Genomic DNA, 14,260 nt, shown 5'->3' on the forward strand with positions numbered 1-14,260 from the left:
GGCAACTCCGTAATTATTTAAACCATATATAAAGTGTAAGAACGTAAAGTAAGTGAGAATTTATGACCATTGCGCTGGAACTTCAACAACTTAAAAAAACCTATCCCGGCGGCGTTCAGGCGCTGCGCGGCATAGATTTGCAGGTCGAAGCGGGGGATTTTTACGCGCTTCTGGGGCCAAATGGAGCAGGGAAATCGACCACCATCGGTATTATCAGCTCATTGGTTAATAAAACGTCCGGGCGCGTTAACGTTTTTGGTTACGACCTGGAAAAAGACGTGGTTAACGCCAAGCGACAGCTTGGACTGGTGCCACAGGAGTTTAACTTTAACCCGTTTGAAACGGTGCAACAGATCGTAGTGAATCAGGCCGGTTATTACGGCGTGGAGCATAAAGAGGCGGTTTTACGTAGCGAAAAGTATTTAAAACAACTCGATCTGTGGGAAAAACGTCATGAACGCGCGCGGATGCTCTCCGGTGGGATGAAGCGCCGCCTGATGATCGCCCGCGCGCTGATGCATGAGCCTAAACTATTGATTCTCGATGAGCCGACGGCGGGCGTCGATATCGAATTGCGTCGCTCGATGTGGGGATTCCTGAAAGACTTAAACGCCAAAGGCACCACCATTATTCTCACCACCCACTATCTGGAAGAGGCGGAAATGCTGTGCCGCAATATCGGTATTATTCAGCACGGCGAGCTGGTGGAAAATACCTCCATGAAAAATCTGCTTTCAAAGCTGAAATCGGAGACGTTTATTCTGGATTTAGCGCCAAAAAGCCCGCTACCTAAGCTTACGGGTTATCAATATCGTCTGGTGGATACCTCGACTCTGGAGGTGGAAGTGTTACGCGAGCAGGGGGTTAACAGTGTCTTTAGCCAACTGAGCGAGCAGGGGGTTCAGGTATTAAGTATGCGTAATAAAGCCAACCGTCTGGAAGAACTGTTTGTGTCGCTGGTGCATGAAAAACAAGGAGATCGCGCATGATGCAGCTTTACTGGGTTGCCCTTAAAAGCATCTGGGCGAAAGAGATCCACCGCTTTATGCGGATCTGGGTGCAAACGCTGGTGCCGCCTGTCATCACCATGACGCTCTATTTTATTATTTTCGGTAACCTGATTGGTTCGCGCATCGGCGAAATGCATGGTTTTAGCTATATGCAATTTATTGTGCCGGGCCTGATTATGATGGCGGTCATTACTAACTCCTACGCGAATGTCGCGTCGTCATTTTTTAGCGCCAAGTTTCAGCGCAATATTGAGGAACTGCTGGTCGCGCCGGTGCCAACGCACGTGATCATCGCCGGATTTGTCGGCGGCGGCGTAGCGCGCGGGCTATGCGTAGGGATTCTGGTGACGGCGATTTCGCTCTTTTTCGTGCCTTTCCAGGTGCATTCCTGGGTATTTGTCGCGCTAACGCTGATTCTGACCGCGATTCTGTTCTCGCTGGCCGGACTGCTGAACGCCGTGTTTGCGAAAACCTTTGACGATATCAGTCTGATCCCGACCTTTGTGCTGACGCCGCTGACCTACCTCGGCGGGGTATTTTACTCGCTGACGCTGCTGCCGCCGTTCTGGCAAGGGCTGTCGCACCTGAACCCGATCGTCTACATGATCAGCGGCTTCCGCTACGGCTTCCTGGGTATCCATGATGTACCGCTGGTGACGACGTTTGGCGTACTGGTGATCTTTATCGCCGCTTTCTACCTGCTGTGCTGGTCGCTGATCCAGCGTGGGCGCGGGTTGCGCAGTTAAGCGTTGACAGGGGCGTTGGGTTGCGCTTCGCTTCACCCCATCTACGGGGCCGTAATATCAATGGGTTACGGGGCTGTAGGTGGGAGGGCTTGCTGAAACCCAACGCTTCTCTCAGCGAATCTGAATCTCCAGCGTGGCGGTAGCCTGGTATTCTCCGGTGTGGGGAACATGTCCGGTGGTATTGACCGGCGCGGCGGTGAACTCGGTGCTGCCTTTACCGTCGGCGTAATCTTCAATCGGCAATTCAGCGCTGCCGCCGGGAACGATGGTATTATCGTATTTATCGGAAATCCGTATCCCCAAATTCTCATTGTCAGTTTTCAGGTAGTCCGGGTTGTGCGGATCGGTTGCGCCATTTAATGACATCGACAGGTTGGTGCCGTCCGCCACGTTGCTACAGGTAAAGTTTACCTGAGTGGTGACGTGCGAGTTCTGCGGACTGTCGCCGAGGTGACGAATATCTTTGCCCTCAATATCCGGTAGCCTGACCTCGATAACCTGCCCGGCGTTGATGGAGCAGGACTGCGGCACGGTAATGGTCCCGGACATGGTGACGTGCGCCATCGGTGGAACGGAAGGGGGAATATTATCTCCGCTGCTGCCCGGCGTTTTTGACAAATAGAGATTCATAATCGTCGTCTCAGGAATGGTGATTTCACCTACCAGTGGGTGAGTAATATAAATACGCACGTTACCCTTATTCCCTGCGGACATTTTGTTTATGTCCGCGCCCGTACACCCGCCTGCGGTGGGGTCCTGATTACTGATCGCTGAAAAGGGAACGGGGATATACTGTTTCAGGTTACCGACGATGTAGGTTTCCGTACCAATCTCCAGCTTACCCGCGACCAGAACATAAAAATCCATCTGTTGCCCATTGCTACCCGCTTCGCTGTACGTTCCTTTTTGTGTTAAATCGCCGGTCGTGGCGGTGAAATAGTTAACGCCCTGATAATCTTTATTATCGCAGTCGCACCTGGCGCTGTATTCGCCGCCGACCGACCAACTCTCTTTGACTATTTTCCCTGCCTGGTTCTCATCCGTATCGGTAATGGTCTGGTCAAGGGGAAAAAAGAAATTATGCGTGCCGCTGGTGGGTTGACACCAGCCGCTTCCGTTGCCCATCGTTCCGTCTGCCAGCGCATGGCCTGAAAATAGCGACAGCGCCAGCAGCATCCATAAATTCTTCATTGTGTTCCTCACTGGCAGACGGCGTTCGCCATCACTATGCCGTTCATATTTTTGCTGATATCCAGGCGGTAATCCGCGCGGCAAGAGGCGCTTCCCCAGTTCACCAGCAGCAGGCCCTCTTCCGGCAGGCCGCTGAGGAAGACCTGGCCTTTATCGCCGACGATACTGGCCAGGTTCGCATCCTGCCCATCGACGCTTGCCGTCGCGCCAAAGGGTACGGGCTCGCCATTGCTGCGCGTCAGCGTTAACAACACGCGATAGCCCTTATGCGTGTCATACGCCGCGCGCACCACCGCATTACGCGTCGGGTAGACGGTCTGGTTGTTGAGCGGAATATCCACGTTGTCAGCAAACGTGCTGCTGTCGAGCGAGATATCGTAGCGATAATACGGCGTGACGTTGGGGATCACCGTATAACCCCGGAAGTCGGTGGCGACGCCGGTCTGGTTTTCAACCGAAACGCCGCTGGCGCCGGGCGCTTTAATTAAAATCGCCGCGCCGGTAATCGGCTGGCTCAGGGTAATACCGTTTTCGTGCGCCAGAATGCCGCCGCTGATGCCGTAGCTGACCTGTTGGCTATCTGGCGACTGATTGTAACCGGCGTTGAGGTTGGCATAAGTGCCTTTATAGCTGGCGTTTACCCCGCCGGAATCACCGTCTTGTGTGCTGTGGCTTTGCTGTAACGACCAGTTCAGGTTTCTGTCACGCAGCGCGGTGCCGCTAAGGGTGGTGCTGTTCACCGTGGCATCGTGCTTACGCGTGTTCAGCATATAGCTGGCGTATAGCCTGGAATCGAACACCGTAAACGGAACGTGCAGCGACAGCGTGAACAGCCGATCGTTCTGGTTATAACGATCGTCGTCGTTGTCATCATCGTCATTGCCCGAACGGTACTGGTAGGTGTTTTTGTTATAGCTGTAGCTCAGCGTATAGCTCACCGGACCCCAGCTATTGTTGTAGCTGGCGCTCAGGGATTCCATCTGCTGCGCGCTGTGCCAGTAATCTTCTTTGACCCAACTTAGCGTTAAGGAACCGAGCGTATTGCTAATTTGCTGGTTGACCGAAGCTTCGAAACGATTATGGCGCTTGCCGTAGTTATCATAAAAATCGTCGTCCGGGTTGATCACCTCGCTCAGCGAATTGTAGTTTTCGCTGGCGTAACGATAGCCGGCCAGCGAAAACGTGGTGCCCGTACTGACGACGCCCTTGCTGTAGCGGACGCGCCAGGATTGCCCGATTTCTTTGCGGCCATCGTCAAATTTGGCGTGCGACCAGATGCCGTCCAGGGAAATGGCCCCCAGCATCTGCATATTTTGCCCGACGCCGAAGGCGACGGACTGGTATTTATCGCCGGCAATCTGGCTGCCGCCGTACAGGGTGATGCCCCACGGCAGGCCGTACAGCAGGGTCGCCTGGCCGAAGTCGTCCAGCGTGTGGTTGTTATAATCGCGATATTTACCCACGGTCACGCTGTATTTTGCCCGTCCGGTGCGCTGCAGAATCGGCAGCGAAGAGTAGGGCACGATAAAATGCTGTTCGCTGCCGTCGGCTTCTTTTACCGTTACGTCATAGTCGCCGTTGCTGCCGGTGGGAAACATATCGTTGATTTCAAATTCGCCCGGCGAAACGGCGGTCTGATAGGCGATATAGCCGTTTTGCCGCACGATAACCTGCGCGTTTGAGCGGGCAATGCCGCGAATCGTCGGGGCGTAACCACGCTGGCTGTTGGGCTGCATTTGATCGTCAGAGGTGAGCTGGAGGCCGCGAAAAGGTACGCTGTCGAACACGTCGGATGGCGTATTGCTGTCTCCGGCGGTGAACTGGCTTTTCAGCGCGATAATGTCGCGCTGTAAATAGTTATAAACGCTGTTCCAGCTACCGCTCTCGCCGTTATTTGAACTCCAGTTACTGTAGTTGCGAAAACGCCACGGCCCGAGGTTAAAACCCGGCTGGAGAGCGAGATACTTCGATTCCGCATCGTCGGAATCCTCACTGGAACCGTACTCTTTATAGCCGCTGAAGCTGTAGTTCAGCATCAGCGCGGTAATCCCCTCCTGCCACTTTTCCGGCGGTACGTAGCCGCGTGCGTTGTTGGCGATGTAGAGTTGCGGGATGCTTACTGATAATGCCTGTTGCTGAAAATCAAACCGCTGGCTGGCGCCGGGGATAACGCTGAGATCGACGCAGCCTTTTTCACTCTCCAGCGTTGGAAAAAGGTCGGTTTTGACGCCGTTATCTTTTAGTTCCTGGAGCCGTAAACAGCCCTGTAATGCCTGTTGACCGTCACTGAGCGTCGCGAGTTGAAAATCAACGTTTCGTGCGCCGATTTCTGTTTTATTGATATTGATAGTGACGTAATAGGTGCCAGGCAGCTGGCTTTTGTCGTTATCAAATGTCGACAGATCGACGCTTGTGCGACTCGCCTGCCCATGGTTTTCAATAAATGCCGGATTGAAATAGTCGCGCGCCCATGCAACGTGTGCGAACGTGCTGCCCAGCGCGATACACACAGCGCAGCGCGATAAATAAAATACCCGGTGTTGCCTTTTGCGCATCGGCACTCTCATCCCTGTCACTCTTCTCAAGGCGTTTGTTTATGTTCGGGGCCAGTACCGCCAAAATCGTTGATGATAGACCAGACAATCGGGCCGCTGGCGGCGGCAGGCAGCGTGTACTGCGCGTTGCCGAAAGGCGCCACATAGCGCGGGGCTTTCACTTTTTGACTGCCAACGGAAAGGGTGGCGAAGTTCATATAATAGGGCGTGGGGTTCTTCACGGTGAGCGTGCGACCCTGACGCGACCACGTTAACCGATCGGCAACCTCTTCTGGTTTTTGGGTTAACGCTTTTGGCCGGTAAATCAGCTTAAATTCCGCTTTAACGGCCAGCATGAGTGTGTTGTGTTTATTGTCCGGATTGCTGCTGGGAATCGATTTAATATCCAGCCAGTACAGCGACTCGCGATCTTCCGGCAAATTGCCGCCGGTACGGATAATTCGTAGTACGTTCTTTTGCCCGCCATTAAGGCGAAAAAGCGGCGGGGTGACCATAAACGGCGCATCGCCGCTCGCCCCTGTTTCGCTGATCGATTGCGCCCAGGACTGAATTAAATAGGGAACGTTGTCGTTATTGCTTATCGATATGGACGCATCTTTGGCATCGCCGTGAAAAATAACCCGCGTTGTGCCGATGTTTATCCCTGCGGCATGCGCCAGCGAACCGCACAACAGGCAACAAAGCAACCCTGCTTTAGCCAATGAATTCATTGATGACCTCAATAAACAAAGGGGCCAGCCGACGCTGGCCGCCAGGATCAGTTATATTGCAGATAGAATGTTGCGGTTGCATCGACCGTTCCCGACTTAACGGGAACCGCGGTGGAGATATAGCGGGCGGTGAAAGGCATTGAGAGTTCCGTCACCCCCTCTGCTGTAGGGAGGTTGACTGGGGCAGACCATGCCTGAAGATCGTTAAAGGTCATAGGGATGCTAGTTTTATCAAGAATTTGCACGCCAATATTCTCAGCATCATCCTCATTTTTCAGGATGGTCGCATCGGTTCCGTCGAGTGTGCCTTCAAAGCGCGCCTGTACACTGCTGTAGACGTTTGCGTCGCAGTTTTCGAGTTCGATGGTGAAGTCTGTATCCCCTGCCGTCTGCCCTGCGGCAGTGAAAAGAGAGGCAAATTCTTCCTGTAATGTCACCTCTACTGAATCCGTTTTTACCGTACAGGCGTTTTGCTTAATGAGGCCGGTGATATGTACGGTGCCGTCTTTGGCGGTGTCTGCCAGCGCGGCGGGGGAGAGGGTGATGGCAGCCAGTGCCACAGTGAGTGTTTTTAAGGTGAGTTTCATTATCTTTGATCCTTTAAGATATTATAAATATTGACATAGTAACAATATCTATAGTGTGGGAAGTTATTGTTCTTTTTATTGCCGAATGAGTAAATATAATGTCCGATGATTTTTGCGGCGCGAAGAAAAATTCAGAATACATAAATATGAAATATTTATAATATATATTTAATCAATTATTTTGGTGAGTGTTTGTTTAATTGAATCGCCGTGGTTACCCTTTAATGGGCCAGATTCTATGAAGGCTGCTAACAATTTTAAAAATAATGCAAATTTTTTTGAATAAAAAATGATCGTGGTCATAGTGTGTTGTCGGCCAAAAAAACATGCTGACATCATGCAGGATTGGAGCTCAATGGAGGAGAAGTTATGCTGGGATGGGTCATTTCCTGTCATGACGATCGGGCGCAGGAAATGCTCGAAGGTCTTGAAAAGAAGTATGGGCCGTTGGCGCAGTGTCGGGCGGTCAATTTCTGGCGTGGGTTAAGCGTAAATATGCTCAGCCGCATGATGTGTGACGCCCTCCATGCCACCGACTCCGGTGAAGGCGTGATATTTTTAACCGACATTTCCGGCGCGGCGCCTTATCGTGTAGCGTCGCTGATGAGCCATAAACATTCTCAATGTGAAGTTATTTCCGGTGTCAGCTATTCATTGATGGAGGAAATGATTACCTGGCGAGAGTCGATGAGCAGTTCAGCATTTCGCGACCAGATTGTCGCGCTTGGCGCGCCGGATGTCACCAGTCTCTGGCATCAGCAGCAGAAAAATCCGCCTTTTGTGTTGCTGCATGATTCGTATGAGTTTTGATCAATACCATTGACGACGCTTTTGCTACAATGACGGCGTTTTTTCGCCTCGGTTATGATATATGGTTATGCGCGTTGTTCTTATCTTGCTGTTCTTTTTCGCCGGTAATGTGTTGGCTGCCTTGCCCGCTCGTTATATGCAAACGACGAAAGATGCCGCCATCTGGTCGCAGATTGGCGACAAAATGGTGACCGTAGGGAATATCCGCGCCGGACAAATTCTTTCCGTAACGCCTGTTGCGGCTGATTATTATGCCTTTAAATTCGGCTTCGGTGTGGGCTTTATCGATAAAGGCCATCTGGAATCCGTGCAGGGAAAACAAAAAGTGGAAGATGGGCTGGGCGATCTTAACAAGCCGCTCAGCAATCAGAATCTGGTGACCTGGAAGGACACGCCGGTGTATAACGCGCCGGACATCAGTAGCGCCCCGTTTGGCGTATTGGTGGATAATTTGCGTTACCCCATTATTAGCAAGCTGAAAGGCCGGCTACATCAAACCTGGTATCAGATCCGTATTGGCGACAGGCTGGCTTATGTCAGCGCCATGGATGCGCAGGAAGACAACGGCATTCCGATTTTGACCTATCATCACATCTTACGTGATGAAGAGAATACCCGTTTTCGCCATACGTCCACCACGACTTCGGTTCGGGCATTCAGCAACCAAATGACCTGGCTTCGCGATCGCGGCTATGCCACGTTGACGATGTACCAACTGGAGGATTACATCCATAACCGCGCCAATTTCCCGGCGCGCGCGGTGGTTATCACCTTTGACGATGGCCTTAAATCGGTGAGTCGCTATGCATATCCGGTATTAAAGCAGTACGATATGAAAGCGACGGCATTTATTATCTCATCGCGTATTAAGCGCCATCCGCAAACATGGAATCCCAGGTCGCTGCAATTTATGAGCGTGTCCGAATTGCGCAAGATAAGCGATGTTTTTGATTTTCAGTCGCATACCCATTTTTTACACCGGGTAGACGGGCATCGTCGCCCGATTTTATATAGCCGCAGCTACCATAATATTCTGTTTGATTTTGAACGCTCGCGGCGGGCGCTCGCACAGTTTACTCCGCACGTATTTTATCTTTCTTATCCCTTTGGCGGCTATAACGTGACCGCGATCAAAGCAGCAAAAGACGCCGGTTTCCATCTGGCGGTCACCACGGTGAGAGGGAAGGTGAAGCCGGGGGATAATCCGATGTTGCTCAAAAGGCTGTATATTCTGCGCACGGATTCGCTGGAAACCATGTCGCGGCTGATCAGCAACCAGCCGCAGGGATAAGGACTATCAGGCAACCTGTACCGGAATGGCTTTCGCGGTGCGCTTCATTTCGTTGTCGCCTTCAAAATAGGCCACTTTCGGACGCCATGTACGCGCTTCTTCATCAGACATGGTGACGAAGCTGGCGATAATCACAATGTCGCCAACTTCAGCGCAGTGCGCCGCCGCACCGTTCACCGAGATGATTCTGGAGCCGCGTTCAGCCGCAATCGCATAGGTTGAGAAACGTTTCCCATTGGTCACGTTCCAGATATCAATCGCTTCGTTTTCCAGAATACCGGAGGCATCAAGGAAATCCTGGTCAATGGCACAAGAACCTTCGTAGTGCAGGTCCGCCTGCGTGACTTTTACGCGGTGGAGCTTGCCTTGCAGCATGGTGCGAATCATAACTTCTTTACCCTGTCGTTTACCTTGGCTAAGCAGGCGCTTGTGGCCTGCTTTGGAAATTCTCAGGCAGTATTGCCCGATTTTTAACCCTTGTCTACTGGGCTAATGTAACGCTTTGATTATCGATCAGACGCGCCTGACCCAGCCAGGCGGCGGCCAGAATCACTGCGCGTTTGCTGGTTTCCGTCAGCTCCTGCAGCGTGTCGGCATCACGGATTTGAATGTCGTCGGCACGGAAGCCTTTTTCATTCAGTTCCTGTTCGGCAATGGCAATAATCTCTTGCAGCTCACGATTACCCGCAATCAGTTTTTCAGCGATGCTATTCATCACGTTGTATAGACCCGGCGCAATTTTGCGCTGCTCTGCGGTCAGATAAGCGTTACGTGAGCTGAGCGCCAGACCGTCTTTAGCGCGAATAATCGGCACGCCGACGATCTCAATGTCATAACTCATATCCGCCACCATTTTGCGGATCAGCGCCAGTTGCTGGAAATCCTTCTCGCCAAAGCAGGCGATATCCGGCTGGATCAGGTTGAACAGCTTGCTGACGATAGTCGAGACGCCGCGGAAATGACCTGGACGGCTGGCGCCTTCCAGCATGGTAGAGAGGCCGGGAACATCAACGTACGTCTGGCCTTCCAGCCCCTGTGGGTAGATTTCCTCAACGGCTGGCGCAAAGACATAATCGACTTTGCGTTTGTTCAGCTTTTCACAATCTTCCTGCAGCGTGCGCGGATAACGCACCAGATCGTCCGGCCGATCAAACTGCATCGGATTGACGAAAATGCTGACGATCACCACATCAGCCCGGGCTTTTGCCTCATCGACCAGCTTCATATGGCCGTCGTGCAGGTTGCCCATGGTGGGAACCAGTGCGACGCGTTTACCTTCCTGACGCAGACGACGAATATGCTGGCGCAGCAGCGGCAGGGTTTCAATGATTAGCACAACAAAACTCCTTGAGTTGCTTGATGATCCTGCCCGATGGCGCTGCGCTTATCAGGCCTACATCCGTTGAGGATCTGTAGGCCGGATAAGACGCGTCGCGTCGCCATCCGGCACGGTCAGAAAAATTAGTGAAAGCTGTGTTCTTCGCCCGGATAAACGCCGGACTCCACTTCAGCCATATACTGCTGTACGGCGGCGCGCATGTCGCCCGCTTCGGCAAGGAAATTTTTCGCGAATTTTGGAATATGACCGCCGGTGATGCCAAACGCATCGTGCATCACCAGGATCTGACCGTCGGTGACGTTGCCCGCGCCGATGCCGATCACCGGAATCGACAGCGCTTCCGTGACGCGCTTCGCCAACTCAACCGGCACGCATTCCAGCACCAGCAGTTGAGCGCCAGCGGCTTCTAAAGCCAGCGCATCATCCAGCAGTACCTGCCCGGCGTCGCCGCGGCCCTGAATTTTATAGCCGCCGAAGATATTCACCGACTGTGGCGTTAGCCCCAGATGACCACAAACCGGCACGGCGCGTTCGGTGAGCATTTTCACCGTATCAACCAGCCAGGCGCCGCCTTCAATTTTGACCATATTGGCCCCCGCACGCATCACGATAGCCGCGTTTTCAAACGCCTGTTCCGGGGTGGCGTAAGCCATAAACGGCAGGTCGGAGAGCAGCAGGCAGTTCGGCGCGCCGCGGCGTACCGCGCGGGTGTGGTAGGCGATATCTTCCACGGTGACAGGCAGGGTGGAGTCGTGCCCCTGAATTGTCATGCCCAGTGAGTCGCCAACCAGCATCACATTGATACCTTCGTCGGCAAATAACTTAGCGAAGCTGTAGTCGTAGGCGGTAATTGTCGCGAAGCGTTTTTTCTCTTGCTTGCATTTCTGCAGCAGTGAAATAGTGGTGGGTTTCATAACGTTTCCTGATGGTAAAAGTTATATTTCCCGGCATTCTAACAGTCATATTCAGGGGGGCAATTGATTTAAGCAATCGTTTGGCGCTAAAGCAGTAAACGCTAAAGGGGAGGCGATGTTTTACCAGTGGGCGGGTTTTGCAGCACCAAGATGGGTGAGATGCTGATGCAGGCTGATACCATCCGGAAAGATCAGATCAGGAGCGATTTCGAATAACGGCCACAGCATAAAACCGCGGTTTTTCATGTCGTAGTGCGGCACGGTCAGACGGTCGGTGTTAATGACTTCATCGCCAAACAGCATAATGTCGAGATCCAGCGTGCGCGGCCCCCAGCGTTCGGCCTTGCGCACCCGGCCCTGTTGCAGCTCAATGCGCTGGGTATGGTTAAGCAATTCTTCGGGGGCGAGAGCGGTATCCAGCGCCACCGCAGCGTTCAGGTAATCGGGCTGATCCTGTGGGCCAAGCGGCGGCGTGCGGTAAAACGAAGAAACCGCGACGATACGGCTATCGGGAATGTCGGCGATAGCCTTCAGGGCGGCATTGACCTGCTCCAGCGGAGAGGCCAGATTACTGCCAAGCGCGATATACGCGATCGTCATACGGTGCCCTCGCGGCGCGGCGCGCGTTTGCGCGGACGTGAACGACGGCGGCGTGGAGCAGGATCGTCGTCCAGCTCGTTGAGCATCCCTTTTTGTTCCGGCGGCGCGGAAGCCTGAAACTCGGCCCACCACTGCGCCAGACGTTGCAGTTCAGTATTATTTTCCACCTGAGCGCGCAGCTCCAGCAAATCAAACGCGGCGCGGAATTTGGGATGTTCCATCAGCTTCCAGGCGCGTTTGCCCTGACGACGGGACATGCGTAACTGAAGCTGCCAAATATCACGGGTCAGCGTGGTAAGGCGTTTCGGGATCGCCAGTGAACGGCAGGCCTCATCCAGCACGTCATTCATGGCCAGCGCGAAAGCATCGTAATAGGCAAGGCCGCTCTCCTGAGCGATTTTTTGCGCCATCTCCAGCAGCGGATACCAGAACATGGCGGCAAACAAAAATGCCGGGTTAACGCGCATCTCGTTACGGATGCGGTTATCCGTATTCTTCAACACCTGTGCAATGATGCGTTCCATTGCGCTGTCGCCGTTTTCGGTGAAATAACGCGTAATGGTAGGAAACAACGGCTGGAAGAGGTGGTATTCCCGCAGTTGTTGATAGGTTTCGTAACCGTTCCCCGCCTGCAACAGCTTCAGCGACTCTTCGAACAGGCGCGCGGGAGGAATGTCGTTTAGCAAGGTTGCCAGACGCGGGATTGGCTCAGCCGTTTCAGGGCTGATACGCATATTGAGCTTCGCAGCGAAACGCACGGCGCGCAGCATTCGAACCGGATCTTCGCGGTAGCGCGTTTCCGGATTGCCGATCAGGCGAATCACGCCTTCTTGCAGATCCTGCATTCCGCCGACGTAATCGCGCACGGTAAAATCCGCTACGCTGTAGTAAAGGCTATTGATGGTGAAATCGCGGCGCTGGGCATCTTCTTCGATAGAGCCGAAGATGTTGTCGCGCAGCAGCATACCGTTTTGCCCACGCTGGGAGGTCGTACGGTCGCTTTCACTGCCTTCATGATGACCACGAAACGTTGCCACTTCGATAATTTCCGGGCCAAACATCACGTGAGCCAGGCGGAAACGACGCCCCACCAGACGGCAATTGCGGAATAATTTCCGTACCTGATCCGGTGTTGCGTTGGTGGTCACGTCGAAATCCTTCGGCTTTTTGCCGAGCAAGAGATCGCGGACGCCGCCGCCGACCAGGTAGGCTTCATAGCCCGCTTTGTTCAGCCTGTACAGTACCTTGAGGGCATTTTCACTGATATCTTTGCGGGAGATAGCGTGCTGTTCACGCGGGATAATCGTCATATGTGGACGGGCGACGGCTTGTTCTGCCTCGCTCTCCTCGCGGCTTAACACCTTACGGCAAAAATTAGCGACTCGGGTAAAAATAGCGCACCTCGGTAGTGTCATACATTAATAAGATCAACTTACTCTATGTCTTTCGCATTACGGCAGACGGGCGTAAGAGAGCAACGCGACCTGGGCTGTAAGCATCATTAACGCCGCAGCAATGCGAAAGACGATGAGCAAAAATAGCGGCTAATCATAGCTCAGCGAGACGCATTTGAGAATGCCGGATTTACATTAGCCGATGTGGGTACGGCTGTAAGCCTCCAGTGCGTCACCGCAAAGCGCAGCAACTCCTCAACAGACATCTCCTGCCACGCTACGACGTCGCGTTGGCCTAAAAAGCGCAATGCCTGGACCAGTACCGGGCGCGGATCGCCTGTCGCAAGCGCAGGGGCATGATTTTGCTTGGAAAGTTTAGCGCCTTGTTCGTTGAGCGCCAGCGGAAGGTGCACGTAACCTGGCGCACGCCAGCCAAACTGTTTATACAGAGAAAGTTGTCGGACAGTGGGTTCGATTAAATCTGCGCCGCGGACGATCTCCGTCACCCCCTGAAAATGATCGTCGACCACCACGGCCAGATTATAAGCAAACAGTCCGTCGCGGCGGTGGATAATAAAATCTTCGCTCGCCAGCTGTGGGTCAGCCTGGATATCGCCGCGCAAGGCATCATGGAAATGCATCACTGGATGCTGCTGTTTAATTCTGACGGCGGCATTCTCCGGCCCGTGGCATAACGTCCGGCAATGGCCGTCGTAAATACCGCCCAGACGTTGAATGCGCGAGCGGGGGCAAGTGCAGTAGTAGCTCAGTCCCTGCTCGTGAAGCCAGGCCAGCGCCTCGCGATAAGCCTCATGACGCTGTGATTGCCATAAGACCTCGCCATCCCAGTGCAGGCCGTAATGTTCCAGCTGGCGCAGAATGGTCGCTGCGGCACCGGGAACTTCACGTGGGGGGTCGATATCCTCTATGCGAACGCGCCAAATTCCGCGTTGCGCACGGGCTTGTAGATAGCTGCCGAGGGCGGCGATTAACGAGCCGAAATGCAGTTCGCCGGATGGCGATGGCGCGAAACGGCCAATATAGTGTGAGTCAGTCATGCTGCGGGCAATAAAGAATAAGGCGGGAAAACTCCCGCCTGTCATAAATAGGGTA

At 53.4% G+C, this 14,260-nt stretch carries 14 protein-coding genes; 4 read left to right on the forward strand and 10 right to left on the reverse strand.

The features are described 5' to 3' along the window. Window positions 1-62: 62 nt before the first annotated feature. Together ACLJNW_RS18835 and ACLJNW_RS18840 are read left to right on the forward strand one after the other, a co-directional pair. Window positions 63-989: an ABC transporter ATP-binding protein gene (locus ACLJNW_RS18835; protein WP_000150619.1), complete on the forward strand. Its 927-nt coding sequence runs from the start codon at window positions 63-65 to the stop codon at window positions 987-989. Then, window positions 986-1,756 (forward strand): ABC transporter permease, encoded by a 771-nt coding sequence (locus ACLJNW_RS18840; RefSeq protein WP_000983418.1) that lies wholly within the window; start codon window positions 986-988, stop codon window positions 1,754-1,756. The genes ACLJNW_RS18835 and ACLJNW_RS18840 overlap by 4 nt, the downstream gene beginning before the upstream one ends. A gap of 111 nt (window positions 1,757-1,867) precedes the next feature. Here the strand turns inward: ACLJNW_RS18840 and ACLJNW_RS18845 are convergent, their stop codons facing one another. The 4 genes from ACLJNW_RS18845 to stiA are packed head-to-tail and all read right to left on the reverse strand — an operon-like array spanning window position 1,868 to window position 6,799. Further along, window positions 1,868-2,947: a fimbrial protein gene (locus ACLJNW_RS18845; protein ID WP_000794041.1), complete on the reverse strand. Its 1,080-nt coding sequence runs from the start codon at window positions 2,945-2,947 to the stop codon at window positions 1,868-1,870. A gap of 8 nt (window positions 2,948-2,955) precedes the next feature. Further along, entirely contained in the window at window positions 2,956-5,502 is a 2,547-nt protein-coding gene (locus ACLJNW_RS18850; protein WP_023204292.1) for a fimbrial outer membrane usher protein, read from the reverse strand. Between the two features lie 26 nt (window positions 5,503-5,528). Beyond that, window positions 5,529-6,212 (reverse strand): fimbrial biogenesis chaperone StiB, encoded by a 684-nt coding sequence (gene stiB / locus ACLJNW_RS18855; RefSeq protein WP_001086403.1) that lies wholly within the window; start codon window positions 6,210-6,212, stop codon window positions 5,529-5,531. Window positions 6,213-6,259: 47 nt separating this feature from the next. Continuing rightward, window positions 6,260-6,799 carry a Sti fimbria major subunit StiA gene (stiA, locus tag ACLJNW_RS18860; protein WP_024154495.1) on the reverse strand — a complete coding sequence of 180 codons (540 nt, stop codon included), beginning with the start codon at window positions 6,797-6,799 and terminating at the stop codon, window positions 6,260-6,262. Window positions 6,800-7,168: 369 nt separating this feature from the next. Here stiA and ACLJNW_RS18865 point away from each other — a divergent pair, with 369 nt between their 5' ends. Both ACLJNW_RS18865 and ACLJNW_RS18870 read left to right on the forward strand, forming a co-directional pair. Beyond that, window positions 7,169-7,609, forward strand: coding sequence for a PTS sugar transporter subunit IIA (locus ACLJNW_RS18865; RefSeq protein ID WP_000901960.1), 441 nt, complete (start codon window positions 7,169-7,171; stop codon window positions 7,607-7,609). A gap of 61 nt (window positions 7,610-7,670) precedes the next feature. Next, on the forward strand, window positions 7,671-8,900 hold the full coding sequence (locus tag ACLJNW_RS18870) for a polysaccharide deacetylase family protein (RefSeq protein WP_000245308.1): 1,230 nt from the start codon (window positions 7,671-7,673) through the stop codon (window positions 8,898-8,900). A gap of 6 nt (window positions 8,901-8,906) precedes the next feature. On the opposite strand, the gene panD is transcribed toward ACLJNW_RS18870, so the two are convergent. From panD to gluQRS, 6 genes are all read right to left on the reverse strand, one after another. Next, window positions 8,907-9,287, reverse strand: a complete 381-nt coding sequence (panD, locus tag ACLJNW_RS18875) for an aspartate 1-decarboxylase (protein ID WP_000621526.1) — start codon at window positions 9,285-9,287, stop codon at window positions 8,907-8,909. 94 nt (window positions 9,288-9,381) lie between these two features. Further along, window positions 9,382-10,236 carry a pantoate--beta-alanine ligase gene (gene panC / locus ACLJNW_RS18880; protein WP_000905348.1) on the reverse strand — a complete coding sequence of 285 codons (855 nt, stop codon included), beginning with the start codon at window positions 10,234-10,236 and terminating at the stop codon, window positions 9,382-9,384. Window positions 10,237-10,361: 125 nt separating this feature from the next. Beyond that, a complete protein-coding gene (panB, locus tag ACLJNW_RS18885) occupies window positions 10,362-11,153 on the reverse strand; it encodes a 3-methyl-2-oxobutanoate hydroxymethyltransferase (RefSeq protein ID WP_000805493.1) in 792 nt (263 codons plus the stop codon). Between the two features lie 120 nt (window positions 11,154-11,273). Then, window positions 11,274-11,753 carry a 2-amino-4-hydroxy-6-hydroxymethyldihydropteridine diphosphokinase gene (folK, locus tag ACLJNW_RS18890; protein WP_000150773.1) on the reverse strand — a complete coding sequence of 160 codons (480 nt, stop codon included), beginning with the start codon at window positions 11,751-11,753 and terminating at the stop codon, window positions 11,274-11,276. After that, window positions 11,750-13,147, reverse strand: coding sequence for a polynucleotide adenylyltransferase PcnB (pcnB, locus tag ACLJNW_RS18895; protein ID WP_125540466.1), 1,398 nt, complete (start codon window positions 13,145-13,147; stop codon window positions 11,750-11,752). Before pcnB ends, folK begins: the two co-directional genes overlap by 4 nt. Before the next feature lie 161 nt (window positions 13,148-13,308). Next, a complete protein-coding gene (gene gluQRS / locus ACLJNW_RS18900) occupies window positions 13,309-14,205 on the reverse strand; it encodes a tRNA glutamyl-Q(34) synthetase GluQRS (RefSeq protein ID WP_001667835.1) in 897 nt (298 codons plus the stop codon). Window positions 14,206-14,260 lie beyond the last annotated feature (55 nt).

This window comes from Salmonella sp. SAL4457 (genome assembly GCF_046548235.1).
GTDB lineage: Bacteria > Pseudomonadota > Gammaproteobacteria > Enterobacterales > Enterobacteriaceae > Salmonella > Salmonella enterica.